Genomic DNA, 25,950 nt, shown 5'->3' on the forward strand with positions numbered 1-25,950 from the left:
TGTCCGTCCGGTGCACGTCGCGACCGCAGATGGCCGCGACGGTACGCCTGCGGACGGGCCTCGGGTCAGGGTTCGGGTCAGGAGTCCTTGCGGGCCAGCCAGAAGCGGGAGCCCTCGGGGCCGTCGACCGCGGCGCCGGGGCCGGTCTCACCGGCGTGGACGGCGACCGCCAGCACCTCACCGGCCAGCTGCTCGGCCTGCTCGGTGAGCGCCTCGGCCATGGGGCCCTCGGCGGTCCACCACAGCTCGATCCGGTCGCTGACCTCCAGCCCGGCGGCCTTGCGGGCCTCCTGGACCAGCCGGATCGCCTCGCGGGCGCGCCCGGCCCGCTCCAGCTCCGGCGTCAGCGTCAGGTCCAGCGCCACGGTCAGCCCGCCGCCGCTGGCCACCGTCCAGCCCTCGCGCGGCGTCTCGGTGATCACCAGGTCGCCGTCCTCGAGCGGCACCGCGGCGCCGTCGACCTCGACCGACGCCGTCCCCGCCCGGTAGGCGGCGACCAGCGCGGCCGGGTCGGCCGCGGCGACCGCCTTGGCCACCGCCTGCACCTGCTTGCCCAGCCGGCGGCCCACCGCGCGGAAGTCGACCTTGACGGCGACGTCGACCAGGCCCCCCTCCACCGAGGAGAGCTCGACCAGCTCGGCGACGTTGAGCTCGTCGGCCACCTCGGCGACCAGGTCGCGCGGCAGCGAGGTCCAGCGCGGGGCGGCGACCAGCGCCTGCGCCAGCGGCTGGCGGGTGCGCACCTTCGCCGACGTGCGGGCGGCGCGGCCCAGCTCGACCAGCCGGCGGACCAGCGCCACCTGCTCGACCAGCCGCTCGTCGCGCGCCGCCTCGTCGACCGTCGGCCACGACGCGAGGTGCACCGAGTCCACAGCGTCCGCGAGGCCCGGCGCGACGGCCCGCGCCCACACCTCCTCGGTCACGAACGGCGTGAACGGCGCCATCAGGCGGGTGAGGACGTCGAGCACCTCGTGGAGGGTGGCGAGCGCGGCCGGGTCGCCGTCCCAGAACCGGCGCCGCGAGCGGCGCACGTACCAGTTGGACAGGTCGTCGACGAACTGCGCGAGCAGCCGGCCGGCGCCCTGGGTGTCGAAGTCCTCCAGCGCGTCGGTCACCTCGGCGGTCACCCGGGCCAGCTCGGCCAGCGCCCAGCGGTCCAGCAGCGGCCGCTCGGCCGGCGCCGGGGCGGGGGCCGGCGCCGGGTCCCAGCCGTTGGTCTCCGCGTAGAGCGTGAAGAAGCTGGCGGTGTTCCAGTAGGTCAGCAGGACCTTGCGGACCACCTCGGACAGCGTCTCGTGGCCGACCCGGCGGGCCGACCACGGCGAGCCGCCGGCGAGCATGAACCAGCGGACGGCGTCGGCGCCGTGCCGGTCCATCAGCGGGATCGGCTCGAGGATGTTGCCCAGGTGCTTGCTCATCTTGCGGCCGTCCTCGGCGAGGATGTGGCCCAGGCACAGCACGTTCTCGTACGAGCTGCGGTCGAAGACGACGGTGCCCACCGCCATGAGCGAGTAGAACCAGCCGCGGGTCTGGTCGATCGCCTCGCAGATGAACTGCGCGGGGTAGGCGGCCTCGAACTCCTCGCGGTTGCGGTGCGGCGCGCCCCACTGGGCGAACGGCATCGACCCCGAGTCGTACCAGGCGTCGATCACCTGCGGCACGCGCCGGTAGGTGCCCTCCTCGCCGGGCACGGTGAAGGTGACCTCGTCGATGAACGGCCGGTGCGGGTCGAGGTCGGACAGGTCGCGGCCGGTCAGCTCCGACAGCTCGGCGAGGGACTCGACGACCACCATGCGGGAGGGGTCCTCGTCGTTGCGCCAGATCGGCAACGGCGTGCCCCAGTAGCGGTCGCGCGAGAGCGCCCAGTCGATGTTGTTGCGCAGCCAGTCGCCGTAGCGGCCCCACTGGATGGTCTCGGGGTGCCAGTGCGTCTTCGCGTTCTCGGCCAGCAGCTGGTCCTTGATCGCGCTGGTGCGGATGTACCAGGACGGCTGCGCGTAGTACATGAGCGGCGTGTGGCAGCGCCAGCAGTGCGGATAGCTGTGCTCGTAGCGCTGCTCCCGGAACAGGATGCCGCGCTGCGCCAGGTCCTCGACCAGCCGGGGATCGGCCGACTTGAAGAAGTGGCCGCCGACCAGGCCGACCTCGGGCAGGAAGTGCCCGGACGGGTCGATCGGGTTCACCACCGGCAGGCCGTGGGCCCGGCCGACGGCGAGGTCGTCGGCGCCGAACGCGGGCGCCTGGTGCACCAGGCCGGTGCCGTCCTCGGTGGTCACGTAGTCGGCGAGGACGACGTAGTGCGAGTCGCCGTCGGGGAACTCGACCAGGTCGAACGGCCGCCGGTAGTGCACGCCGGCCCAGTCGCGGCCGGTGGTGCGGGCCAGCACCTCGGCGTCATCGCCGAGCACCGCGGTCAGCAGCGGCTCGGCGACGACGAACGTGCCGGCCTCGTTCCGCGCGACCACGTAGGTCACGTCGGGGTGGACGGCGACGGCGGTGTTGCTCGGCAGCGTCCACGGCGTCGTCGTCCAGATGAGCAGGTCGGCCTTGCCGGCCCACTCCCCGTCGATGACCGGCAGCCGCACGTACACCGACGGGTCGGTGATGGACTCGTAGCCCTGGGCGACCTCGTGGTCGGACAGCCCGGTGCCGCAGCGCGGGCAGTAGGGGGCGACCCGGTGGTCCTCGACCAGCAGGCCCTTCGCGTGCACCTGCTTGAGCGACCACCAGACGCTCTCGATGTAGGCCGGGTCCATCGTCCAGTACGCGGTGGACAGGTCGACCCAGTAGCCCATCCGCCGGGTCAGGTCGGAGAAGGCGTCGACGTGGCGGACGACGGACTCCCGGCAGCGCTCGTTGAACTCGGCGATGCCGTAGCGCTCGATGTCCGGCTTGCCCGCGAAGCCCAGCTCCTGCTCGACGGCGATCTCCACCGGGAGCCCGTGGCAGTCCCAGCCGGCCCGCCGGGGAACGTGCCACCCCTGCATGGTCTTGAACCGCGGGAAGACGTCCTTGAACGCCCGCGCCTCGATGTGGTGCGTGCCCGGACGACCGTTCGCCGTGGGCGGGCCCTCGTAGAAGGTCCACTGCGGCTTGCCCGCTGAGTTCTCCAGCGTCCGGGCGAAGACCTTGCCGTCCTCCCAGCGCTGCAGGATCTCCTGCTCGAGGGCGGGCAGGTCGACCTGCGGGGGCAGGGCCGTGAAGGGGCCGGACGCGCGGGGAGCACTCACGGGTCCATTGTCCCTGAGCCGACAACCGACTTCGTGCAAGCCTTCCGCCATGACCCGCTACCGCTTCCTCGACGCGATGGGCGACGTGGTCGCCGAGGAGGAGTTCGCCAGCCACGCCGACGCGCTCGCGTGGGCCGAGTCCGAGGAGCCGGAGGACGACGTCCAGCGGGTCGAGTTCCTCGGGCCGGAGGGCGACTGGCGCTGGGCGGGCGCGCTGAGCGGCTGACGGTTGCCGCCCCGTAACAGCAGTACGGGAGACTGCGGCGCATGAGCGGGGGCCGACGGTGAATCCCACGGTCACCGCTGCCCTGGCCATCGGCGCCCTGGTCATCCTCGTGGCCGCGGTGGCGCTGCGTGTCGCCGACCGGCTCGGGCTGCCCAGCCTTCTGCTCTACCTGGCGTTCGGGGTCGCGCTGGGGGAGAGCGGCCTGGGCGTCGAGTTCGAGGACGTCTCGCTGACCCAGACCCTCGGTGTGGCGGCCCTGGTGGTGATCCTGGCCGAAGGTGGCCTGACCACCCGCTGGGCCGACGTGCGCAGGGCGATCGGCCCGGGCCTGTCGCTCGCCACGATCGGGGTGGCGGTCAGCGTCGTGGTCACCGCCGCGGTCACGGCGTGGCTGCTCGACCTGCCGTGGGTGCTCGCGCTGCTGCTCGCCGCCGTCATCAGCTCGACCGACGCCGCGGCGGTGTTCGCCACCCTGCGCCGGCTGCCGCTGCCGCGGCGGATCGCGGCGTCGCTGGAGGCGGAGAGCGGGCTCAACGACGCGCCGGTGATCCTGCTCGTCGTCGTCTTCGCCGACCGGCTCGCCGGCGCGCAGACCGCGCCGTGGTGGCTCACCGGCCTGGAGATCGTGGGGGAACTGCTCGGGGGCTCGGTCATCGGGCTGCTCATCGGGGTGGGCGGCGCCGCCCTTCTCCGGCGGGTCGCGCTGCCGCTGTCCGGCTTCTACCCGCTGGCCACGCTGGCGCTCTGCGTCCTGGCGTTCTCCACCACCTCGCTGCTGCACACCTCCGGCTTCGTGGCGGTGTACCTGTGCGGGCTGGTGCTGGGCAACGCGCCGCTGCCGCACCGCACGGCCACCCTCGGGTTCGCCGAGGGGATGGCCTCGCTGGCCCAGATCGGGCTGTTCGTCATGCTCGGCCTGCTCGTCAGCCCCGAGCGGCTGCCCGGTGCGGTCGGGCCGGCCCTGGTCGTGGGCGGGGTCCTGCTGCTGGTCGCCCGGCCGCTGTCGGTCGTGGCCAGCCTCGCCTGGTTCCGGGTGCCGTGGGCGCAGCAGGCCTTCATCTCCTGGGCGGGCCTGCGCGGCGCCGTCCCCATCGTCCTGGCCACCTTCCCGCTGACCGCCGACGTGCCCGGGGCGACCTTCGTCTTCGACACCGTGTTCGTGCTGGTCGTCGTCTTCACCCTCATCCAGGGCGGCTCGCTGCCCTGGGTGGCGCGGCGGCTGGGCATCGCTACGCCGGTGGCCCCGCGCGAGGTCCACGTGGAGTCCGCGCCGCTGGAGGAGCTCGACGCCGACCTCATGCAGATGACCATCCCGCCCGGGTCGCGGCTGCACGGCGTGTACCTGCCGGAGCTGCGGCTGCCCGAGGACTCCGCGGTGGTGCTCATCGTGCGCGACGGCAGGTCCTTCGTCCCGGACGAGACCACCCGGCTGATGCGCGGGGACCAGGCGCTGCTGGTCTCCGCGCGGCGCTCCCGGGCCCAGGCCGAGCGGCGGCTGCGGGCCGTCAGCCGAGCCGGCCGGCTGGCCGCCTGGCGCGGTGAATCGGGCGCGGCGGGGGAGCAGGACTGAATCGATTCCGTGCGTGTCGGATCTCGGCCTGGTAACGGCGTGCGGTGCGAGCCGATCCCGAATTGACACGGTATGTGACCTGGGCCACGCTCCGGAGACCGCTTCCTGGTCAGCTAGCGCCACCGGAGGGGATGACCGTGTCCCACGCTCCCAGCCCCGGAAACCGCCCCGGGCGAACCTCAACCGGATCCGCACCGGGACGATCAGGACGGCGGCGCGCTCGTGTCGGCGCCCTCGCCTCGCTGGTCCTGGCCTCCACCCTGGCCGCCTGCGGAGGTGGGTCGGGCGGCCCACCGACGCTCACCTGGTACATCAACCCGGACTCCGGGGGGCAGCAGGAGATCGCCAACCGGTGCACCGCGGCGGCCAACGGCCAGTACACGATCGAGATCTCCCAGCTGCCGCGTGACTCGCCCTCCCAGCGCGAGCAGCTCGTGCGCCGGCTGGCCGCCGAGGACTCCTCGATCGACCTGATGAGCCTCGACCCGCCGTACATCCCCGAGTTCGCGCAGGCCGGCTTCCTCGCCCCCGTGCCCCCTGACGTCGCGTCGCGGGTGTCCGACGGCGTCGTGGAGTCGGCGATCCAGGGCTCGACCTGGGACGGCAAGCTCGTCGCGATCCCGTTCTGGGCCAACACCCAGCTGCTCTGGTACCGCAAGTCGGTCGCCGAGGCCGCCGGCCTGGACATGAGCCAGCCCGTGACGTGGGACCAGCTCATCAAGGCGGCGAAGTCGCAGCACAAGCTCATCGGTGCGCAGGGCATCCGCTCGGAGTCGCTGACGGTGTGGCTCAACGCCCTCATCGAGTCCGCCGGCGGCCACATCATCGAGAAGGTCACGCCCAAGCCCGAGGACTACCAGTTCGGCCTGACCTCCGAGGCCGGCGTCCGCGCGGCCGAGGTCATGCGGGACGTCGCGAACTCCGGCGAGGTCGGCGCGGCCTTCTCCACCTCGAACGAGGACACCAGCGCGACCGGCTTCGAGAGCGCGGACGGCGGCTTCCAGGTGAACTGGCCGTTCGTCTGGCCGCGGGCGCTGTCGGCCGTGGACGCCGGGACCCTCGACAAGTCGGTGCCCGACGACTACGGCTGGGCGTTGTACCCACGGGTGGACGCCGACACCCCGTCCAAGCCGCCGTACGGCGGGATCAACCTGGGCATCGGCGCCTTCAGCGAGCACACGGACTTCGCCTTCGAGGCGGCCGAGTGCATCACCAGCGACGAGAACCAGGCGTACTACTTCGAGACCAACGGCAACCCGGCGTCGTCGAAGGCCGTCTACGACGACCCCGCCGTGCTGAAGGTCTTCCCGCAGGCGCCGGTGATCCGCGAGTCGCTGGACGCCGCGGCGCCCCGACCGCAGACCCCGTACTACAGCGAGGTGTCCGGCGGCATCCAGCGCGAGTACCACCCGCCGGCCGACGTGGACCCGAAGTCGACACCCCAGCAGGCGACCGACCTGATCGCCGCCGTTCTCCGAGGGGACCAGCTGCTATGAGCCAGACGACCCTCCCACCCGTCGAGAAGACCCAACCCGTCTCGGCACCCTCGAGGCGGATCAGCGACCGGTCCCGGGCCGAGCGCAAGCTCGGCTGGATGCTCGCCGGGCCGGCCTTCCTGGTGATGCTCCTGGTCACCGCCTACCCGATCGTCCAGGCCGTCTACTACTCCCTGTTCAACTACCGGCTCACCGACCCCGAGAACCGGTCGTTCACCGGCTTGAGCAACTACGGCGTGATCCTGACCGACTCGCTGTGGTGGCAGGCCTTCGGCGTGACCGTGCTCATCACGGTCATCACCGTCGCCGTGGAGCTGGTGCTCGGCTTCGCCCTGGCCTTCGTCATGGCCAAGGCGTTGCGGTCGCTGCGCCCGACGCTGCGGGCGGCGATCCTCATCCCGTACGCGGTGATCACCGTCGTGTCGTCGCTGGCCTGGAAGTTCGCCTTCGACATCGACACCGGGTTCGTCAACCACTGGTTCGCGTGGCTGCCCGGGATCAGCGTCGACACCGACTGGTTCGGCGGCCAGGCGTCCTCGCTGACGGTCGTGTGCCTGGCCGAGATCTGGAAGACGACGCCGTTCATCTCGCTGCTGCTGCTCGCCGGGCTCGCGCAGGTCCCCGAGGTCCTGCAGGAGGCGGCCAAGGTCGACGGGGCGACCTTCTGGCAGCGGCTGTGGAAGGTGACCATCCCGAACATGAAGGCCGCCATCATGGTGGCGGTGCTGTTCCGGACCCTCGACGCGTTCCGGATCTTCGACAGCATCTTCGTGATGACCGCCGGCGCCAACAACACCGAGACCGTGTCGTTCCTGGCCTACCGGCAGACGATCACCCGGGTGGAGATCGGTCTCGGATCGGCGGTCTCCGTGCTGCTCTTCCTGTCCGTCGTGATCATCGCGTTCGGCTTCATCAAGGGATTCAAGATCGACCTGGCCCAGGCGAGGGGTGAGTGATGTCCACGCGCGAGAAGGTCTGGTGGTGGGTCGCGGGGGTCCTGATCATCCTGTACTGCTTGTTCCCGATCGCCTGGATCGTGTCGCTGTCGCTCAAGGCGCCCAGCGACATCTCCAACGCCGCGTTCCTGCCGACGAAGGCGACGTGGGAGAACTACACCCAGATCTTCAGCGGTAGCGCCGCCGACCTGTTCCTCCCGGCGCTGCGCAACTCGTTCGGCATCTGCCTGATCGCGACGTTCGTGTCGTGCATCCTGTCGATGTTCGCCGCCTACGCCATCGCCCGGCTGGACTTCCCGGGCAAGAAGCTCATCCTGTCCACCGCGCTGGCCGTGGCGATCTTCCCGGTGATCTCGATCGTCACCCCCCTGTTCAACCTGTGGCGGCAGATCGGCCTGTACGACACCTGGCTCGGCCTGATCATCCCCTACCTCTCGCTGACCCTGCCGATCTCGATCTGGACGATGTCGGCGTTCTTCCGGGAGATCCCCTGGGAGATGGAGCAGGCGGCCCAGGTCGACGGGGCCACCACCTGGCAGGCGTTCCGCAAGGTGATCGTCCCGCTGGCCGCCCCGGGCGTGTTCACCACGGCGATCATCGCCTTCTTCATCGCCTGGAACGACTTCGCCTACGGCATCTCGCTCACCTCGACCAGTCGCGCACGACCGGTGCCGGCCGCGCTCGGCCTGTTCTCCGGCGCGTCCCAGTTCGAGGACCCGACGGGGATCACCGCCGCGGCCGCCGTGGTGGTCACGATCCCGGTCGTCGTCCTGGTCCTGCTGTTCCAGCGGCGGATCGTGGCCGGCCTGACCAACGGCGCGGTCAAGGGCTGACCCGCACCCGACGCCTCCCACCCATCGACACCTGCGAGGGACGAGCAATGGCTTCCATCGAGATGCGCAACATCGTCAAGCAGTACGGCGACGGTTTCCCGGCGGTCAACGACGTGAGCCTGGACATCGCCGACGGCGAGTTCATGATCCTGGTCGGGCCGTCCGGGTGCGGGAAGTCGACCCTGCTCCGGATGATCGTCGGGCTCGAGGACATCACCAGCGGGGACATGATCATCGGGGGCAAGCGGGTCAACGACAAAGCGCCGCGGGACCGCAACCTGTCGATGGTGTTCCAGAACTACGCGCTCTACCCGCACCTGACGGTGTACGAGAACATCGCCTTCCCGCTGCGCCTGTCGAAGACCCCCGACGACGAGGTGCGCCGCCGGGTGGACGAGGCCGCCGACGTCCTCGAGCTGCGCGAGCACCTCGAGCGCAAGCCCGCCAACCTCTCCGGTGGCCAGCGCCAGCGGGTGGCCATGGGCCGCGCGATCGTCCGCCAGGCCGAGGCGTTCCTCTTCGACGAGCCGCTGTCCAACCTCGACGCGAAGCTGCGCGGGCAGATGCGCACCGAGATCGCGCGGCTGCAACGCCGGCTGGGGATCACGACGGTCTACGTCACCCACGACCAGACCGAGGCGATGACCCTGGGCGACCGGGTGTGCGTCCTCCGCAAGGGCCGGATCCAGCAGGTCGCCTCGCCGCGGGAGCTCTACGAGCAGCCGGTCAACCTGTTCGTGGCCGGGTTCATCGGCTCGCCGCCGATGAACTTCCTGCCGGCGACGCTCGAGGGCAACAAGCTCCAGACGCCCTTCGGCGCCATCGAGCTCGACGAGCGCCGGGCCGGCCTGGTCGCCGGGCGCGAGCTGCTGCTCGTCGGCATCCGTCCGGAGTACTTCGAGGACGCCGCGCTGGTCGACGAGGCCAAGCGGCCGCACGGGACGCTGTTCAAGGCGCGGGTGGACGTGACGGAGTGGCTGGGCGACTCCCAGTACGCCTACATCCCGTACGAGGCGCCGGCCGCCGTGGAGCAGCAGCTGCGCGAGCTGTCCCGGGAACTGGACTCCGAGGAGCTGCGGACCCAGGCGGTCGTCTCGATCGACGCGACCAGCCGGATCCGCGAGGGCCGCGAGGCCGACTTCTGGCTCGACGGCCGCAAGGTGCACGTCTTCGACCCGCAGACCGGGGACAACCTCACCCGCGACGCCGAGGCCGGGGCCGAGCTGACGCGGATGGCCACGCAGGACCGGGTCGAGCAGGTGCAGGAGGCGAGGTCCGAGGTCGCCGCAGGCACCGGGGCCGCCTGACCCCGTGGGCGACCGCGCCGACGCGGCCTGGTGGCGGTCGGCCGTCATCTACGAGGTCTACCTGCGCAGCTTCGCCGACTCCGACGGGGACGGCGTCGGCGACATCGGCGGCCTGCGCAGCCGGCTGGGCTACCTGCGCGACCTCGGGGTCGACGCGGTCTGGATCACGCCGTGGTACCCGTCGCCGATGGCCGACGGCGGGTACGACGTCAGCGACTACCGCGACATCGACCCCCGCTTCGGCACCCTGGCCGACGCGGACGCCCTCGTCGCGGAGGCGCACGCCCTCGGGCTGCGGGTGATCATCGACCTGGTCGCCAACCACACCTCCGTCGAGCACCCCTGGTTCCGGGCCGCGGTGGCCGCCGGGCCCGGCGGACGCGAGCGGGACCGCTACTTCTTCCGCGACGGCCGGGACGGCGGCGACCGGCCGCCCAACGACTGGATCAGCGCGTTCGGCGGGATCGCCTGGACCCGCGTGCAGGAGCCCGACGGGAGCCCCGGGCAGTGGTACCTGCACCTGTTCGCCCCGGAGCAGCCCGACCTGAACTGGGACGACGAGGGGGTGCGCGCCGAGTTCGACGACGTGCTGCGGTTCTGGTTCGACAGGGGCGTCGACGGATTCCGGGTCGACGCAGCACCCGCGATGGCCAAGGCCCCGGGCCTGCCCGACGCCGGGCACGGGCCCGGCGCCTCGTTCGAGTCCACCCGGTGGGTGGACAACCCGCACTGGGACGTCGACGCCGTCCACGACGTGCTGCGCCGCTGGCGCGCCGTGGGCGACGGGTACCCGGGCGAGCGCCTGTTCGTCACCGAGGCGGTGGTCAACGGGCCGGTGCGCCTGAGCCGGTACGTGCGGCCGGACGAGATGCACACGACCTTCAACTTCGACTACCTCCGCTGCCCGTGGGAGCCGCGGGCGCTGCGGACGGCGATCACCGAGACGCTCGCCGCGATGGAGTCGGTGGGCGCCCCGCCCACGTGGGTCCTGTCCAGCCACGACGAGACCCGCCACGTCACCCGGTTCGGGCGCGCGGACACCTCCGGCGGCGCGATGGGCTTCGACGCCGCCGTCCCGACCGACCTGGCCCTCGGACGCCGCCGGGCCCGGGCGGCCCTCCTGCTCACGCTGGCGCTGCCCGGCAGCGCCTACCTCTACCAGGGCGAGGAGCTCGGGCTGCCCGAGGTGGAGGACCTGCCGGAGGAGGCGCTGCAGGACCCGACCTGGGAGCGGTCGGGCCGCACGGTCCGGGGGCGGGACGGCTGCCGCGTGCCGCTGCCGTGGTCCGGTCAGCAGCCGCCGTTCGGGTTCTCGCCGGACGGCGTGCGCCCCTGGCTGCCCCAGCCACCCGGCTGGCGGGCGCTCACCGCGGCGGCGCAGGAGGCCGATCCGTCCTCGACCCTGTCGCTGTACCGCGCGGCACTGCGGCAGCGGCGGCAGCTGTCGTGCCTCCGGGAACCCGGCTTGAGCTGGGCGGACGCCGGCGACGGCGTGCTCGCGTTCGACCGCGGTCCCGCGTTCCGGTGCCTGGTGAACTTCTCCGACGAGGCCGTCGACCTGGCCGGGGAGGGCGAGGTCCTGCTGAGCAGTCAGCCGGGCGACAGGGCCCTCCCGACGGACGCCGCGGTGTGGCTGCGCCCCGCTCGGGACCCCGGCCGGTGACGCGCTCACCGTGCTGGGCGATTGTGTGGCACCACTCACACCGACTGTGACAGTGTTCCGTTGAAACGCACCAACCAGAACGACGCGAGTCCGGGCGGACCGCGCGCCCACGTGAGAGGACATGCGGAATGGCCGGGATCACCTACGACCACGCCACCATCCAGTACCCCGGTGCCGACCGGCCCTCGGTCAACGCCCTCGACCTCGAGATCGCCGACGGCGAGTTCCTCGTGCTGGTCGGCCCCTCCGGGTGCGGCAAGTCCACCTCGCTGCGCGCGCTGGCCGGGCTGGAGGCGGTCACCGAGGGGTCGATCCGGATCGGCGACCGCGACGTGACGCACCTGCCGCCCAAGGAGCGCGACATCGCGATGGTGTTCCAGAACTACGCGCTCTACCCGCACATGAGCGTGGCCGACAACATGGGCTTCGCGCTCAAGATCGCCGGCATGAAGAAGGAGGAGATCCGCGCCCGCGTCGAGGACGCCGCGAAGATCCTCGACCTGGAGCCCTACCTGGACCGCAAGCCCAAGGCGCTCTCCGGTGGTCAGCGGCAGCGCGTGGCCATGGGCCGCGCGATCGTGCGGCACCCGCAGGCCTTCCTCATGGACGAGCCGCTCTCCAACCTCGACGCCAAGCTGCGCGTGCAGACCCGCACCCAGATCGCGGCACTCCAGCGCCGGCTGGGCGTCACCACCGTCTACGTGACCCACGACCAGGTCGAGGCCATGACGATGGGCGACCGCGTCGCCGTCCTCAAGGACGGGTACCTGCAGCAGGTCGGCACGCCCCGCGACCTCTACGACCGCCCGGCCAACGTCTTCGTGGCCGGCTTCATCGGCTCGCCGGCGATGAACATCGTCGACCTCCCGCTCAGCCAGGACGGCGCGGTCATCGGCGACCAGACGCTCCCGCTGCCGCGCGAGGTGCTGGGGCTGCTCGGCAGCGAGAACGCCACCACCGCGACCGTCGGCTTCCGGCCCGAGTCGGTGCGCGTGGTGCCGGCCGGCGAGGGCTTCCCGTTCGAGGTCGTGGTGGTCGAGGAGCTCGGCTCGGACGCCTACGCCTACGGCAACCTGCACCTGGGCGGGTCGGGTGCCGCCGGCGACGACAAGCTGCTGACGATCCGCGTCGACGCCAAGCGGGTCCCGCTGAAGGGCGAGGAGATCGCCATCGCGATCGCGCCGGAGGAGGTGCACGTCTTCTCGCCCGAGTCCGGCCGGCGGGTGTCCGGGGACGTCGCCGTCCCCACCGCCTGACCGCTACCGCCGCCACCGGGCGGCGCGGCGCCCCGACGGCGCCGCGCCGCGACCGGTGACACCCTTCGTACGCTGAGCGCACCGTCGTCCGGGGGAGCGTTCGTGCACTTCGTGTTCAGCCCGCCTGCCGAGGCCGCCGCGGGCCTGCTCGACCTGCCGTGGAGGCAGCCGCTGGAGCAGTGGACCGACGACCGGCTCACCGAGATCCCGCAGCGGGGCCTGTCGCGGCACGTCGTCCGGTTCGTCAGCGAGGGCGGGGAGGTCTTCGCGCTCAAGGAGATCTCCGAGCGGCTGGCGCGCAAGGAGTACGCGCTGCTGCGCCGGCTCAAGGACATCGGCATCCCCTCGGTCGACGTGCTCGGCGTCGTGGTCGACCGGCCCGACGACCTCGACGCGATCCTGGTGACCCGCTTCCTCGAGTACTCCTCGTCCTTCCGCGCGCTGTTCTCCAGCCCGCGGGGGGCGAACATGAGCGACCGGCTGATGGACGCGCAGGTCGAGCTGCTCGCGCGGCTGCACCTCGCGGGGTTCTGGTGGGGCGACTGCTCGCTGTCGAACACGCTGTTCCGCTTCGACGCCGGAGCGCTCACCGCCTACTTCGTCGACGCCGAGACCGCCGAGCTGCACGAGCGGCTGTCCGACGGGCAGCGCGCGTACGACCTGGAGCTGGCCCGGGAGCGGGTCGCGGGGGAGCTGATGGACCTCGCCGGCGGCGAGCTCCTGCCCCCGGAGCTCGACCCGATCGAGGTCGCCGACGAGCTGGTGGACCGCTACGACCACCTCTGGCACGAGCTGACCGACGAGGAGGTGATGACGCGCGAGGAGCAGCGGTTCCGCATCGCCGAGCGGATCCGGCGGCTGCAGGAGCTGGGCTTCGACGTCGACGAGGTGGAGCTGATCGACGACCCGAGCGGCGGGAGCCGGCTCAAGCTGACCACCCGGGTCGCCGAGCCCGGGCGGCACCGGCGCGAGCTGCTCGCGCTCACCGGCCTGGACGTGTGGGAGAACCAGGCCCGCCGGCTGCTGGCCGACATCGCCAGCTTCCGCGGCTGGATGGAGCAGGTCCAGGGCAAGCGGGTGCCCATGCACGCGGCGGCCACCCGGTGGCTGCGCGACGTCTACCAGCCCGTGATGGTCATGGTCCCGCCGGAGCTGCGCACCCGCCTGGACGAGGCCGAGATCTTCCACGAGATCCTCGAGCACCGGTGGTTCCTGTCCGAGGCGGCCGGCCGCGACGTGGGGACGACGGCGGCCGCGGAGGACTACATCACCAACGTGCTGCCGAACGTGCCCGACGACCTGCTGACCCCGCCGGCGGCGGCGCTGAACCCCGAAACCTGAGCCGTCTCAGCCGTTCAGTTCGAGCGTCTGCATGGTCTCGGCGCGCACCTCGGCGAGCAGCGCCTCGTCCGCCGACAGCGAGCGCCCGTAGGAGGGGATGGCCTCCTGCAGGGCCGGCGTCCAGGCCGGGATCTGCTCGGGGAAGCAGCGCTCCAGCAGCGTGAGCATCGCCGAGACCGCCGTGGACGCGCCGGGGGAGGCGCCGAGCAGGCCGGCGATGCTGCCCTCGCCGCCGACGACGAGCTCGGTGCCGAACTGCAGCACACCGCGGCCGGTGGCCGGGTCGCGCTTGATCACCTGGACCCGCTGGCCGGCGGTGATCATGTCCCAGTCGGCCGCGTCCGCCTCGGGCACGAACGCGCTGAGGGTGGTGTGCCGGGCGTCCCGCGACTGCAGCAGCTCGCGGACCAGGTAGCGGGTCAGCGCCATCTCCGTGCGGGCCACGCCGAGCATCGAGCCGATGTTGCCCGGCCGGACGCTGCGCGGCAGGTCGACCAGCGAGCCGGCCTTGAGGAACTTGGGGGAGAAGCCCGCGTACGGACCGAACAGCAGCGAGTGGTCGCCGTCGATGAGCCGCAGGTCGAGGTGCGGGACCGACATGGGCGGCGCGCCGACGGCGGCCTGGCCGTAGACCTTGGCCTGGTGCCGGCTGACCAGCTCCGGGGAGCGGGTGCGCAGGAACTTGCCGCTGACCGGGAAGCCGCCGAAGCCCTTGATCTCGGGGATGCCCGCCCGCTGCAGCAGCGGCAGCGCGCCGCCACCGGCGCCGACGAAGACGAACCGGGCGCGCAGCACCCGCTTCTCGCCGGTGCGCGTGTCGCGGACGGTCACCCGCCAGCGGCCGTCGGTCTCCCGGCGCAGGTCGTGCACCCGCTGCTCGGTGTGGACCGGCACGCCGCGGCGCCCGGCGTCCTCGAGCATCAGGCGGGTCAGCGCGCCGAAGTTGACGTCGGTGCCGGCGACCGAGCGGGTGCCGGCGACGACCTGCCGCGGGTCGCGGCCGGCCATCATCAGCGGCACCCACTCGGCCAGCTCGGCCTGCCCCTCGGCGTGCTCGAGCCCGGCGAACAGCGGCTGGCGGGCCAGCGCCTCGTACCGGTTGCGCATGTAGGCGCGGCCGTCCTCGCCGGTGACGAAGCTGACGTGCGGCACGGGGGTGATGAAGGTCTTCGGCGAGCCGTCGCTCATGCCGCCACGGACCAGGTGCGACCAGAACTGGCGGGAGACCTGGAACTGCTCGTTGATCACGACGGCCTTGGCCGGGTCGACCGCGCCGTCCGTGCCGGCGGGGGTGTAGTTCAGCTCGCACAGCGCGGAGTGACCGGTCCCGGCGTTGTTCCACGGCCCCGAGCTCTCGCCGGCGACGTCCGCGGCCGACTCGAACACCGCGACGGACCACTGCGGCGCGACCACCCCGAGCAGCGCCGCGAGGGTCGCGCTCATGATGCCGCCGCCGACCAGGACCACGTCGGGGTTGGCGCTGTCAGGTACTACACCGTCGGGAGTCACGTCGGCCTTTCTCACGTGCCTTGTCTCGCGTGCCAGGAACGGGCGCTGCGCGCCGCTCTTCTGATGGTCGGACGATCCGGCCCGTGACATGCGCGTTCGGCGCTGTGAGGAATCTCCGGTCCGTGACCTTCGCCATGTTTTCGGGTCACGATCGGCTCATTCGGCGGGGGATCGGGTCGCGTGCGTCACTCCCGGGGGGTGGGCAGCGGCTCCGCGGTCGGAGCGCCGGGGCGCCGTATCGTCGTCCGCGAGCGCGGCCGGCGAGGCCGCACCGGACCCTGGAGCGCCGTCCTGGCCGAGCCCACCGACCCCGACCTCGTCGAGGACGACGCTGCCCCGGCCCGCCGGCCGCGGATGCTGCTGCTCCTGTCGATCGCCGTGGCCGTCCTCGCCGTCGACGTCCTCACCAAGGTGCTCGTCGTCGCGAACATCGAGCCGGGCGAGGACATCAAGCTGCTCGGCGGCGCGGTCTACCTGACCTTCTGGCGCAACACCGGCGCCGCGTTCTCCTTCGCCGAGGGCGCCACCGTGCTGTTCAGCCTCATCGCGGTCGCCGTGGCCGTGGTCATCGTGCGGCAGGCGCGGCGGCTGTACTCGACCGGCTGGGCGATCGCGCTCGGCCTCGTGCTCGGCGGCGCGATCGGCAACCTCTCCGACCGGATCTTCCGCGCGCCGGGCTTCCTGCGCGGCGGCGTCGTCGACTTCATCTCCGTGTTCGCCCCCGACGGGCGGGTGTTCCCGGTCTTCAACGCGGCCGACTCGGCCATCACCATCGGCGGCATCCTGGGCGTGCTGCTGGCCCTGCGCGGCATCGAGTTCGACGGCACGCGGAGCCGCAAGGAGACGGCCCGCGGCTGACCCCGGTCACAATGGGGTCGTGACCTCCGGCCTGTACCGCGCGCTCCCCGTGCCGGACGGGCTCGAGGGGCAGCGCGTCGACCAGGCGCTCTCGCGGCTGTTCGGGCTCTCCCGCACTGCCGCCGCCGAGGTCGCCGACGCCGGCAACGTGCAGGTCGACGGCCGCGTGCGCGGCAAGGGCGAGCGGGTCACCGGCGGCAGCTGGCTCGAGGTCGAGCTGCCCCCGCCGCCGGGCGAGCCCGCTCCGCCGGCGCCGGTCGAGGGGATGACCGTCCTCTACGACGACGAGGACGTCGTGGTCGTCGACAAGCCGGTCGGGGTGGCGGCGCACCCGAGCCCCGGCTGGGAGGGGCCCACCGTCGTCGGCGGGCTGGCCGCGGCCGGCTACCGGATCTCGACGTCGGGGGCGGCCGAGCGGCAGGGCGTCGTGCACCGGCTGGACGCCGCGACCACCGGGGTGATGGTCGTGGCCAAGAGCGAGCGCGCGTACACCGCGCTCAAGGCGGCGTTCAAGGAGCGGACCGTCGAGAAGGGCTACCACGCCCTGGTCCAGGGCCACCCCGACCCGTCCCGCGGCACCATCGACGCCCCGATCGACCGCCACCCCCGGCACGACTGGAAGTTCGCCGTGGTCAGCGGCGGCCGGCCGTCGGTCACGCACTACGAGGTGATCGAGGCCTTCCCGGCGGCGAGCCTGGTCGACATCAAGCTGGAGACCGGCCGCACCCACCAGATCCGGGTGCACTTCTCGGCCCTGCGGCACCCGTGCGTCGGCGACACGACCTACGGCGCCGACCCGACGCTGGCCGAGCGGCTGGGCGTGGCCCGGCAGTGGCTGCACGCCGTGCGGCTCGGCTTCCCGCACCCGGCCGACGGCCGCTGGGTGGAGTTCACCAGCGACTACCCGGCCGACCTCGCCGGCGCGCTCGCGATCCTGCGCGCCGAGTCGTGAGGGTGGCTTGATCCCGTGGACTGGTTGCCCTCCTCGCTGGACGCCTGGGGCCCCGCGGCGCTGGCGGCGATCCTGCTCGCCGGCTACCTGGTGGTCGGCGAGCCGCTGGCCGGCTACGTGCTGCACCGCCGCTTCGAGGGGCGGCTGTCCCGCGACCCGGCCGCCCGGCGCTCGTTCTACCGGCGGCTGCTGATCCTCGAGTGGGGTCTGACGATCATCGCCGCGATCGTCTGGGCGGCCGCCCCGGGCGTCGACCTCGCCGCGGTGGGCCTGGCCTGGCCGACGGCGTGGCCCGGGCCGGTCACCGCCGTCGCCGTCGTCGCCGTCCTGGTCTTCCTGCTGTTCTCCCTGCGCGCCATGGCCTCCGGGGCCCTGCGCACCGCGACCGAGCAGCTGCGCCGGCCTGGTGACGGCCGGCACGCCGACCCGGGCGTGCACTCCACGCTGGCGCTGCTGCCGCGCACCCCGGGGGAGCGGCGGCTGTTCTCCGTCGTCGGGCTCACCGCCGGGATCTGCGAGGAGTGGCTGTACCGCGCCTTCTTCCTCGCCGTGATGTCGGCGCTGCTCGGCTCCCCGCCCGAGCCGATCCTCGTGCTGCTCGCCGCGGCGGCGTTCGGGTTGGCGCACGCCTACCAGGGGGTGGCCGGGATCGTGACGACCGCCGTCCTCGGCGGGGTCCTGGCCCTGCTCTACCTCGACACCGGCTCGCTGCTGCTGCCCGTGCTGCTGCACGCGGCGATCGACCTGCGCTTCCTGCTCGTGCCGGCGTCGGTGCTGCCCGCCCTCACCCGGGCGGCGCCGTGAGCGGGCCGACGGCCGAACTCGCCGGCCACGAGGATCGCCCGGAGGTGGCGGCGCTGCGCACCCGGGTCTTCGTCGACGAGCAGGGCGTGCCGCCCGAGATCGAGCAGGACGACGCCGACGCGACCGCCGTGCACGCGGTCAGCCGCGACTCCAGCGGGCGCGTGGTCGCCACCGGGCGCCTGCTCGAGCGGGACGGCGTCGCGGTGATCGGCCGGATGGCCGCCGACCCCGCCGTCCGCGGGCAGGGCCACGGCGCGGCCGTCCTGGCCGAGCTGCACCGCCAGGCGGCGCTGCGCGGGCACCGGGAGGTCGAGCTGCACGCGCAGATCACCGCCCGCGGGTTCTACGAGCGCGCCGGCTACACCGCGGTGGGGGAAGAGTACGAGGAAGCCGGGATCGCGCACGTCACCATGCGCCGGCAGCTCTGATCAGGTGACCTGATCACCGGCTGTCCTACCGCAGCAGCGTTGGTCCGGGAGGACAGCTTTCGATCAGGTCGCCTGATCACCGCTGGGCCAGCGCGGCTAGGTAGCCCCGCTGTATAGCTCGTCGCTACCATGCTGACCATGGCGGACGACCGACGGGCGCAGTGGCTGCGCGGCGTGCTGGACCTGTGCGTGCTCGCCGAGCTGGAGCGGGGCGAGTCCTACGGCTACGGCGTGGCCCGCGCGCTGGAGGAGCTCGGCCTCGGGCCGGTGCCCGGGGGCACCCTCTACCCGGTGCTCGGTCGGCTGGAGCGGGCCGAGCTGATCCGGTCGCGTTGGGTGGAGTCGGCGTCCGGCCCGCCGCGCAAGTACTACGCCATGACCCCGCCCGGGGTGGAGCTGCTGGCCCGCGAGCGCGGCGAGTGGGCCGTGTTCGCCGGCCGGGTCGGGACGGCGCTGGGCGCGGAGGCGGCCCGATGACCGGCGCGGAGCCCTGGCTGGGCGAGCTGACCCGCGCCCTGCGCCGGGAGAACCTGGACGGCTGGCACGTCGACCAGGTCATCGCCGAGACGCGGGCGCACCTGGCCGAGAGCGGTGAGCAGCCCGAGTCGGCCTTCGGTACCGCGGACGCCTACGCCCGGGTGGTCGCCGCCGAGTTCGCCGGCACGGTGGAGCCGGCGTCGGTCGCCCCGCCGCGTCTCGTGGTCGAGGGCATCACCAAGAGCTACCGCCGCCGACCGGTCCTCGACGGCGTCGACCTCGTGGTCGCGGCCGGCGAGGTCGTGGCGGTCGTCGGGCCCAACGGCGCCGGCAAGTCGACCCTGCTGCGCATCTGCGCAGGGCTGGAGAGCCCCGATGCCGGGCGGGTCACCGTGCACGGGGCGCTCGGCTACTGCCCGCAGCAGCCGGCGCTGGTGGACCTGCTGCGCGCCGACGAGCACTTCGAGCTGGTCGGCGCGGGCCGCGGGCTGTCCCGGCACGAGGCCCGGCGTGCCGGTGCGCAGCTGGCAGGGCGGTTGGACTGGCGGCCCGACCGGCGCACCGCGGGCGAGCTCTCCGGCGGCACGCGGCAGAAGCTCAACGTCGTCCTCGCGGGGCTGGGGGATCCGGCCGTGCTGCTGCTCGACGAGCCCTACCAGGGTTTCGACGGCGAGTCCTTCCTCGACTTCTGGGAGCAGGTCTGGCACTGGCGCGACGAGGGCCGGGCGGTCGTCGTCGTGACGCACCGGCCCGAGCAGCTCAAGCGGGTGGACGCCGTCCTGGATCTCGGGCGGCAGCGCGTCGGCGTGGGGGAGCGGTCGCGGTGAGCCGTGTGCGGGTGGTCGCGCGGGCGACCGTGGTCGAGCTGCTGCGCCGGCGCGCGGTGGTGGTGCTGCTGTTCCTGGTGCCGCTGGCCTTCTACCTGGCGCGGCACGACCTGGTCGGGCAGTCCATCCGGCTGGCCACCGTCGGCATGGCATGGGCGCTGTCCACCCTGGCGGCCTTCGCCGGGCTGGCCGGGCAGGCGATCGACCCGCGGCTGCGGCTGTCGGGGTTCGGCACCTTCGAACTGCTGGCCGGCCGGGTGCTGGGTCTCTGGTGCCTCGCCGCGCCGCTGATCGCGGTCTACTCGACGGTGATCCTGGTCGACCAGGGCGGTCTGCCGCGGTGGCCGGGGGTGATCGGCGGGCTGCTGCTCACCGCACTGATCGCCGTCCCGTTCGGGCTGCTGGTCGCGGCGGTGCTGCGGCGTCCGCTGGAGTCGGCGATGCTGCTGCTCGTCGTGTCCGGACTGCAGGTGATCCTCGACCCGTTCGGCCTCGCGGCGCGGTTCGTGCCGTTCTGGTCGGTGCGCGAGCTGGGCACCTGGACCGTCGACGGGACCGACGGCGGTTACGTCCGCCGGGCGCTGCTGCACGCCGTCGCCGTGGTGGTGCTGCTCGGCGCGCTGACGGTCCTCGCCCGGGTCCGGGCTCTGCGTTCCCGCCCACACCTGCGCCTCATCGAGGTGTGACGGAACGGACGCCGCGGCCTGGGGAGACACGTTCTGTCAGACCCTCGGCGTAGACCTCGGACAGTGCGAGGATCGACCTACCGCCCACCGACCTCGCCCGACAGCACAGCACCTGCCGGTCTTCCCCGCCGGTCGCCCGCCGGACGCACCGACGGTCGGGCACGCACGACCACCGAGGAGCACGACCGCCCGTGAGCAGCCCGTCCGATTCCTTCGCGCACCTGCACGTGCACACCGAGTACTCGATGCTCGACGGCGCGGCGAAGCTGCCCGAGGTGACCAAGGCGGCCGCGGAGCAGGGCATGCCGGCGCTGGCGATGACCGACCACGGCAACGTGTTCGGCGCCTACGACTTCTACAAGCAGGCCAACGCCGCCGGCGTGAAGCCGATCATCGGCATGGAGGGCTACTACACCCCCGGGTCGCGCTTCGACCGGGCGCCGTTCGACTTCGGCGACAACCTCATCGACGAGGACGGCGAGGGCGGTTCCTCGCGCGGCAAGGCCGCCTACACGCACATGACGCTGCTGGCCCGCACCACCGAGGGCATGCACAACCTCTTCCGGATCTCCTCGCTGGCCAGCCTCGAGGGCCAGTACCGCAAGCCGCGCTTCGACCGCGAGCTGCTCGAGCGGTACGGCACGGGCCTCATCGCCACCACCGGCTGCCCGTCGGGCGAGGTGAACATGTGGCTGCGCGCCGGCAAGGAGGACAAGGCCCGGCAGGCGGCGGCCGACTTCCAGGACATCTTCGGCAAGGAGAACTTCTACGCCGAGCTCATGGACCACGGCCTGTCCATCGAGAAGAAGACCCGCCCGCAGCTGATGGCCATCGCCAAGGACCTCGGCATCCCGCTGCTGGCCACCAACGACCTGCACTACACCCACCAGGACGACGCCGAGGCGCACGACGCCCTGCTGTGCATCCAGACCGGCGCCCGGCTCAACGAGACCAACCGCTTCAAGTTCAACGGCAACGGCTACTACCTCAAGAGCGCCGCCGAGATGCGCGCGCTGTTCCCCGGCGAGCTGGCCGTGGCCTGCGACAACACCCTGCTGATCGCCGAGCAGTGCGAGGTGGAGTTCACCGAGGGCGCCGACCTCATGCCCCGGTTCCCGCTGCCCGAGGGCGAGGACGAGACCTCCTGGTTCGTCAAGGAGGTCGAGCGGGGGCTGCACAAGCGCTGGCCGAACGGCATCCCGGACCACGTGCGCAAGCAGGCCGACTACGAGGTCGGGATCATCACCCAGATGGGCTTCCCCGGGTACTTCCTCGTGGTCGCCGACTTCATCAACTGGGCCAAGGACAACGGCATCCGGGTCGGCCCCGGCCGTGGCTCGGCCGCCGGCTCGCTGGCCGCCTACGCCATGGGCATCACCGACCTCGACCCGCTGGCGCACGGGCTGATCTTCGAGCGGTTCCTCAACCCCGAGCGCGTCTCGATGCCCGACGTCGACATCGACTTCGACGACCGCCGCCGCGGCGAGGTCATCCAGTACGTGTCGCGCAAGTACGGCGAGGAGCGGGTCAGCCAGATCGTCACCTACGGGACGATCAAGGCGAAGGCCGCGATCAAGGACGCCGCCCGCGTGCTCGACCGCCCCTACTCGGTCGGCGACGAGCTCACCAAGCTCATGCCGCCGGACGTGATGGGCAAGGGCATCCCGCTGTCCGGGGTGTTCGACCCGGCCCACCCTCGCTACAAGGAGGCCGCGGAGTTCCGGTCCAAGTACGAGTCCGACCCCGGTGCGGCCGAGGTCGTCGACCAGGCCCGCAAGCTCGAGGGCCTGAAGCGGCAGTGGGGCGTGCACGCCGCCGGCGTGATCATCGGCCGCTACCCGCTCATCGACTCGATCCCGATCATGCGCCGGGAGGCCGACGGCGCCGTCATCACGCAATTCGACTACCCGACGTGCGAGACGCTCGGGCTGCTCAAGATGGACTTCCTGGGCCTGCGCAACCTCACCGTCATCGACGACGCGCTGCGCAACATCGTCGCCAACGGCAAGGACGCGATCGACCTCGACGAGCTCAGCAAGAACCTCACCGACCCGGCCACCTACGAGCTGCTCGCGCGCGGCGACACGCTCGGCGTCTTCCAGTTCGACGGCGGGCCGATGCGCTCGCTGCTGCGGCTCATGCGCCCGGACAACTTCGAGGACATCTCCGCGGTCGGCGCGCTGTACCGGCCCGGCCCGATGGGTGCGAACTCGCACACCAACTACGCGCTGCGCAAGAACGGTCAGCAGGAGATCACGCCGATCCACCCGGAGCTCGCCGAGCCCCTGGAGGACATCCTCGGCGGCACGTACGGCCTGATCGTGTACCAGGAGCAGGTCATGGCGATCGCGCAGAAGGTCGCCGGGTACTCGCTCGGCAAGGCCGACCTGCTGCGCCGGGCCATGGGCAAGAAGAAGAAGTCGGTCCTGGACGCCGAGTTCGTCGGCTTCGAGGCCGGCATGAAGGAGCGCGGCTACTCCGCCGCGGCGATCAAGACGCTGTGGGACATCCTCGTCCCGTTCGCCGACTACGCGTTCAACAAGGCGCACTCGGCCGCCTACGGCCTGGTCTCCTACTGGACGGCGTACCTCAAGGCCAACTACCCGGCCGAGTACATGGCCGGCCTGCTCACCAGCGTCCAGGACGACAAGGACCGCCGGCCCGTCTACCTGGCCGAGTGCCGCCGCATGGGCATCAAGGTGCTGCCGCCCGACGTCAACGAGTCCTCGTGGGACTTCACCGCTGTCGGCACCGACATCCGCTTCGGACTGGCGTCGGTCCGCAACGTCGGGCACAACGTCGTCGAGTCGATCGTCAAGGCCCGCGAGGAGAAGGGGGCGTTCAAGGACTTCCCCGACTTCATGCGCAAGATCGACACGGTGGCCTGCAACAAGAAGGTCATCGAGTCCCTCGCCAAGGCCGGCGCGTTCGACTCCCTCGGCCACTCCCGGCAGGGCATCGTCTCCATCCACGCCCAGGCCGTCGAGTCGGCGATGGGACTCAAGCGCAGGGAGGCCGAGGGGCAGTTCGACCTGTTCGGCAGCTTCGGCGACGGGGCCGAGGACGATCCGTTCGGCAGCGCGCTGAACCTCGTCATCCCGATGGCCGACTGGTCCAAGGCCGAGCGGCTGATGTTCGAGCGCGACATGCTCGGCCTCTACGTCTCCGACCACCCGCTGCACGGCGTCGAGCACGTGCTCGCCGCGCACGCCGACACCCCGATCGCCGAGATCAACGCCGGCGGGGTGGAGGACGGCGCCAACGTCACGATCGCCGGCATCCTCACCGCGGTCGGGCCGCGCACCAACAAGCAGGGCGCGCCCTGGGCGATCGCCACGGTCGAGGACCTCGAGTCCGGCATCGAGGTGCTGTTCTTCCCGAAGACGTGGGCGGAGTACTCCGAGCGCGTGGTCCGCGACCAGATCGTCGTCGTCAAGGGCCGGATCAGCCGCCGCGACGACCAGCCGTCGCTGTTCGCCTCCGAGATCAGCATCCCCGAGCTCACCGAGGGCCCGCGCGGGCCGGTGCTGGTGTCGATGCCGGCGACCCGGTGCACCCCGCCGGTGGTGGAGCGGCTGCGCGAGGTGCTCGGCAGCCACCCCGGCACCACCGAGGTGCAGCTCAAGCTGATCAACGGCAGCCGCGAGACCGTGCTGCGCCTCGACCAGGGGCTGCGGGTGCGCCCGAGCACCGCGCTCATGGGCGACATCAAGGCGCTGCTCGGCCCGACCAGCGTCGCGATCCTCTGAGCGTTCGCGGGCACGGCCCCGCGTCGAAAGAGATGCACGTCCGTGGCCCTCTCGCCCTCGGGGAGAGGGCCACTGACGTGTGATCACCTCGGGTCCCGCGAGGCGGTTGACCTTTTCCCAGGCTTCCGGGGTTCACTGGGGTCATGAGCTCTCCCGACCCGGACGACCGCCCGGGCGCGGTTCCAGCGGCCGGGGCCGGCCCGGCGTGGTTCCCGCCCGCTCCGGCGGCGGCCGCGCCGCTGCCCGCCCGGCGACCGTGGTCGGCGTTCCGGGAGGTGCGCGGGGACCTGCGGACCGCCGCGGTCGTCGTCGCGGTGCTCGCGGTCTCCGGGTTCCTCGTCGGCCTGCTGTGGTGGCTGCTGGCGCCGCGCGCCGACTTCCGGATCACCGCCGAGGGACCGGCCGCGATCGGCAACCCGTCGGAGGAGCTCTTCGCCGCCGACGACGCCGTCTTCGCGCTGCTGATGGCCGGGCTCGGTCTGCTCGCCGGCCTGCTCGCCTGGTTCCTGCTACGGCGGCGCCGGGGCATCGCCACGCTGCTGGCGCTCGCCGTCGGGACGGCGGCCGCCGGCGTGATCGCCTGGCGGCTGGGCGAGCTGCTCGGGCCCGCGCCGAGCAAGGCGGAGCTGGCCGACGTCGGCGGCAAGGTCACCACCGCCCTGGGCCTGCACTCGCTGCCCGCGCTGGCGGTGGGCCCCTTCTGCGCGGTCCTCGTCTACCTGGCCGCCTCGCTGTTCACCCGCCGCGACGACCTGGGCCGCTCGTACCTGCCACCGCCCGTGCTGGCCGCCGAACCGACGTTCCCCGAACCGTTCGACGCCCCCGCGGGCCGGTCGCAGGGCTGACCGGTCAGTTCACCGTCATCGGGGTGGCGAACTCCTGCAGGGGCACGGGCACCGCGCCCAGGGTCTGCAGGATGGTCAGCTCGCGGCGCAGCAGCCGCGACTCCGCGGCCAGCCGCCGTCGGGTCGCCGAGATCGCCAGCAGCGCCTGGCGGTCCTCGGTGGTGAGCAGCGCCGCGGCCGCGACCAGCCAGGACAGCGCGCGGGGGTCGTCGGCCACGGCGCGCAGCAGCTCGGCGGTCTGGGCGCCGACGCTCAGCGCCGGGCCGTCGGCGGGATCGGCGAGGTCGGGGTCGAGGTCCTCGTCGTCCCCGGGTGTCCAGCCGCCGCCGCGCAGCGCCGCCACCTCGGCCACGTAGCGGGTGAACAGCTCCCGCACGCCGCGGACGACCACGGCCATCGAGCTGCGGGCGACCTCGGCGGCGACGTCGTCCCCAGCCGGGCCGACCAGGCCCTCGGCGTCACCGGCCGCCTCCTCGGCGGCCTCCTCCTCGGCCAGCCACTCGACCTCGCCCTGCAGGTAGGGCGGGTCCTCCCCGACGACGACGTCGAGCAGCCGGAACCGGTCGGCGCCCACGGTGGTGATCCGGAACCGGCCGTCGGGCTGCGGCCGGACCGCCTGCAGCCGGGCCGAGCAGCCGACGTCGTAGAGCGCCTCGGCGGGGGAGACCCGCTCGACCTCCCAGCCCTGCCTGATCGCGACGACGCCGAAGAAGCGCTGCGGGCTGCCGGCCGGCAGCGCGATCAGGTCCTGCACCAGGCGGCGGTAGCGCGGCTCGAAGATCGACAGCGGCAGCACCACACCGGGGAACAGGGGCGACCCCAGGGGAAACAGCGGGATGAGCTCGCCCACGGGCCCGAGCCTACGGTCGCCGGGCGGCAGGCGGCGGGCGGGCTCTCCCGGCGCGCTGGCTACCCTTGAGGTTCGCCCGCCCACTCC

21 protein-coding genes are annotated in these 25,950 nt (G+C 72.5%); 18 read left to right on the top strand and 3 right to left on the bottom strand.

The window, feature by feature from the left end; all coding sequences use genetic code 11:
* Window positions 1–77 precede the first annotated feature (77 nt).
* Window positions 78–3,230 carry an isoleucine--tRNA ligase gene (gene ileS, locus GGQ55_RS20275; protein ID WP_366489823.1) on the bottom strand — a complete coding sequence of 1,051 codons (3,153 nt, stop codon included), beginning with the start codon at window positions 3,228–3,230 and terminating at the stop codon, window positions 78–80.
* Window positions 3,231–3,279: 49 nt separating this feature from the next.
* Here ileS and GGQ55_RS20280 point away from each other — a divergent pair, with 49 nt between their 5' ends.
* From GGQ55_RS20280 to GGQ55_RS20320, 9 genes are all read left to right on the top strand, one after another.
* Window positions 3,280–3,456 carry a hypothetical protein gene (locus GGQ55_RS20280; protein WP_179719837.1) on the top strand — a complete coding sequence of 59 codons (177 nt, stop codon included), beginning with the start codon at window positions 3,280–3,282 and terminating at the stop codon, window positions 3,454–3,456.
* A gap of 58 nt (window positions 3,457–3,514) precedes the next feature.
* Window positions 3,515–5,026 (top strand): potassium/proton antiporter, encoded by a 1,512-nt coding sequence (locus GGQ55_RS20285; RefSeq protein ID WP_179719839.1) that lies wholly within the window; start codon window positions 3,515–3,517, stop codon window positions 5,024–5,026.
* 131 nt (window positions 5,027–5,157) lie between these two features.
* The gene (locus tag GGQ55_RS20290; RefSeq protein ID WP_179719841.1) at window positions 5,158–6,522 is read left to right on the top strand and encodes an extracellular solute-binding protein; all 1,365 of its coding nucleotides are present in this window, start codon (window positions 5,158–5,160) and stop codon (window positions 6,520–6,522) included.
* Window positions 6,519–7,478 (top strand): carbohydrate ABC transporter permease, encoded by a 960-nt coding sequence (locus GGQ55_RS20295; protein WP_179719843.1) that lies wholly within the window; start codon window positions 6,519–6,521, stop codon window positions 7,476–7,478. The genes GGQ55_RS20290 and GGQ55_RS20295 overlap by 4 nt, the downstream gene beginning before the upstream one ends.
* Complete coding sequence (locus tag GGQ55_RS20300; protein WP_179719845.1) at window positions 7,478–8,311, top strand: carbohydrate ABC transporter permease; 834 nt, start codon at window positions 7,478–7,480, stop codon at window positions 8,309–8,311. Before GGQ55_RS20295 ends, GGQ55_RS20300 begins: the two co-directional genes overlap by 1 nt.
* A gap of 47 nt (window positions 8,312–8,358) precedes the next feature.
* Window positions 8,359–9,618: an ABC transporter ATP-binding protein gene (locus GGQ55_RS20305; protein WP_179719847.1), complete on the top strand. Its 1,260-nt coding sequence runs from the start codon at window positions 8,359–8,361 to the stop codon at window positions 9,616–9,618.
* A 4-nt stretch (window positions 9,619–9,622) separates the two neighbouring features.
* Window positions 9,623–11,281: a glycoside hydrolase family 13 protein gene (locus tag GGQ55_RS20310; RefSeq protein WP_179719849.1), complete on the top strand. Its 1,659-nt coding sequence runs from the start codon at window positions 9,623–9,625 to the stop codon at window positions 11,279–11,281.
* Between the two features lie 128 nt (window positions 11,282–11,409).
* Window positions 11,410–12,537, top strand: coding sequence for an ABC transporter ATP-binding protein (locus GGQ55_RS20315; RefSeq protein WP_179719851.1), 1,128 nt, complete (start codon window positions 11,410–11,412; stop codon window positions 12,535–12,537).
* A gap of 102 nt (window positions 12,538–12,639) precedes the next feature.
* A complete protein-coding gene (locus tag GGQ55_RS20320) occupies window positions 12,640–13,878 on the top strand; it encodes a DUF4032 domain-containing protein (protein ID WP_179719853.1) in 1,239 nt (412 codons plus the stop codon).
* Between the two features lie 6 nt (window positions 13,879–13,884).
* Here GGQ55_RS20320 and mqo read toward each other — a convergent pair whose 3' ends face one another.
* Window positions 13,885–15,387 (bottom strand): malate dehydrogenase (quinone), encoded by a 1,503-nt coding sequence (gene mqo / locus GGQ55_RS20325; protein ID WP_366489829.1) that lies wholly within the window; start codon window positions 15,385–15,387, stop codon window positions 13,885–13,887.
* Window positions 15,388–15,567: 180 nt separating this feature from the next.
* On the opposite strand from mqo, the gene lspA reads away from it, so the two are divergent.
* From lspA to GGQ55_RS20370, 9 genes are all read left to right on the top strand, one after another.
* A complete protein-coding gene (gene lspA, locus GGQ55_RS20330; RefSeq protein WP_366489831.1) occupies window positions 15,568–16,245 on the top strand; it encodes a signal peptidase II in 678 nt (225 codons plus the stop codon).
* Window positions 16,246–16,264: 19 nt separating this feature from the next.
* Window positions 16,265–17,197, top strand: coding sequence for an RluA family pseudouridine synthase (locus GGQ55_RS20335; protein ID WP_179719858.1), 933 nt, complete (start codon window positions 16,265–16,267; stop codon window positions 17,195–17,197).
* A 15-nt stretch (window positions 17,198–17,212) separates the two neighbouring features.
* Window positions 17,213–18,001, top strand: coding sequence for a CPBP family intramembrane glutamic endopeptidase (locus GGQ55_RS20340; RefSeq protein WP_179719860.1), 789 nt, complete (start codon window positions 17,213–17,215; stop codon window positions 17,999–18,001).
* Window positions 17,998–18,429, top strand: coding sequence for a GNAT family N-acetyltransferase (locus GGQ55_RS20345; protein WP_179719862.1), 432 nt, complete (start codon window positions 17,998–18,000; stop codon window positions 18,427–18,429). The genes GGQ55_RS20340 and GGQ55_RS20345 overlap by 4 nt, the downstream gene beginning before the upstream one ends.
* 138 nt (window positions 18,430–18,567) lie before the next feature.
* Complete coding sequence (locus GGQ55_RS20350) at window positions 18,568–18,906, top strand: PadR family transcriptional regulator (RefSeq protein WP_179719864.1); 339 nt, start codon at window positions 18,568–18,570, stop codon at window positions 18,904–18,906.
* Window positions 18,903–19,733 (top strand): ATP-binding cassette domain-containing protein, encoded by an 831-nt coding sequence (locus tag GGQ55_RS20355; protein WP_179719866.1) that lies wholly within the window; start codon window positions 18,903–18,905, stop codon window positions 19,731–19,733. Before GGQ55_RS20350 ends, GGQ55_RS20355 begins: the two co-directional genes overlap by 4 nt.
* The gene (locus GGQ55_RS20360; RefSeq protein WP_179719868.1) at window positions 19,730–20,419 is read left to right on the top strand and encodes an ABC transporter permease; all 690 of its coding nucleotides are present in this window, start codon (window positions 19,730–19,732) and stop codon (window positions 20,417–20,419) included. The genes GGQ55_RS20355 and GGQ55_RS20360 overlap by 4 nt, the downstream gene beginning before the upstream one ends.
* 191 nt (window positions 20,420–20,610) lie before the next feature.
* Window positions 20,611–24,168 carry a DNA polymerase III subunit alpha gene (gene dnaE, locus GGQ55_RS20365; protein WP_179719870.1) on the top strand — a complete coding sequence of 1,186 codons (3,558 nt, stop codon included), beginning with the start codon at window positions 20,611–20,613 and terminating at the stop codon, window positions 24,166–24,168.
* A gap of 143 nt (window positions 24,169–24,311) precedes the next feature.
* Complete coding sequence (locus GGQ55_RS20370; RefSeq protein WP_179719872.1) at window positions 24,312–25,013, top strand: DUF2567 domain-containing protein; 702 nt, start codon at window positions 24,312–24,314, stop codon at window positions 25,011–25,013.
* 4 nt (window positions 25,014–25,017) lie between these two features.
* On the opposite strand, the gene GGQ55_RS20375 is transcribed toward GGQ55_RS20370, so the two are convergent.
* Window positions 25,018–25,863, bottom strand: coding sequence for an LON peptidase substrate-binding domain-containing protein (locus GGQ55_RS20375; RefSeq protein WP_366489835.1), 846 nt, complete (start codon window positions 25,861–25,863; stop codon window positions 25,018–25,020).
* Between the last annotated feature and the right edge of the window lie 87 nt (window positions 25,864–25,950).

The sequence above is a fragment of the Petropleomorpha daqingensis genome (genome assembly GCF_013408985.1).
In the GTDB taxonomy this organism is placed as follows: domain Bacteria; phylum Actinomycetota; class Actinomycetes; order Mycobacteriales; family Geodermatophilaceae; genus Petropleomorpha; species Petropleomorpha daqingensis.

Coding starts and splice junctions, on each gene's coding strand:
- GGQ55_RS20300 (WP_179719845.1), top strand. CDS start 7,478: ATGTCCACGCGCGAGAAGGTCTGGTGGTGGGTCGCGGGGGTCCTGATC.
- GGQ55_RS20350 (WP_179719864.1), top strand. CDS start 18,568: ATGGCGGACGACCGACGGGCGCAGTGGCTGCGCGGCGTGCTGGACCTG.
- GGQ55_RS20280 (WP_179719837.1), top strand. CDS start 3,280: ATGACCCGCTACCGCTTCCTCGACGCGATGGGCGACGTGGTCGCCGAG.
- GGQ55_RS20370 (WP_179719872.1), top strand. CDS start 24,312: ATGAGCTCTCCCGACCCGGACGACCGCCCGGGCGCGGTTCCAGCGGCC.
- GGQ55_RS20305 (WP_179719847.1), top strand. CDS start 8,359: ATGGCTTCCATCGAGATGCGCAACATCGTCAAGCAGTACGGCGACGGT.
- GGQ55_RS20295 (WP_179719843.1), top strand. CDS start 6,519: ATGAGCCAGACGACCCTCCCACCCGTCGAGAAGACCCAACCCGTCTCG.
- GGQ55_RS20315 (WP_179719851.1), top strand. CDS start 11,410: ATGGCCGGGATCACCTACGACCACGCCACCATCCAGTACCCCGGTGCC.
- GGQ55_RS20355 (WP_179719866.1), top strand. CDS start 18,903: ATGACCGGCGCGGAGCCCTGGCTGGGCGAGCTGACCCGCGCCCTGCGC.
- GGQ55_RS20290 (WP_179719841.1), top strand. CDS start 5,158: ATGACCGTGTCCCACGCTCCCAGCCCCGGAAACCGCCCCGGGCGAACC.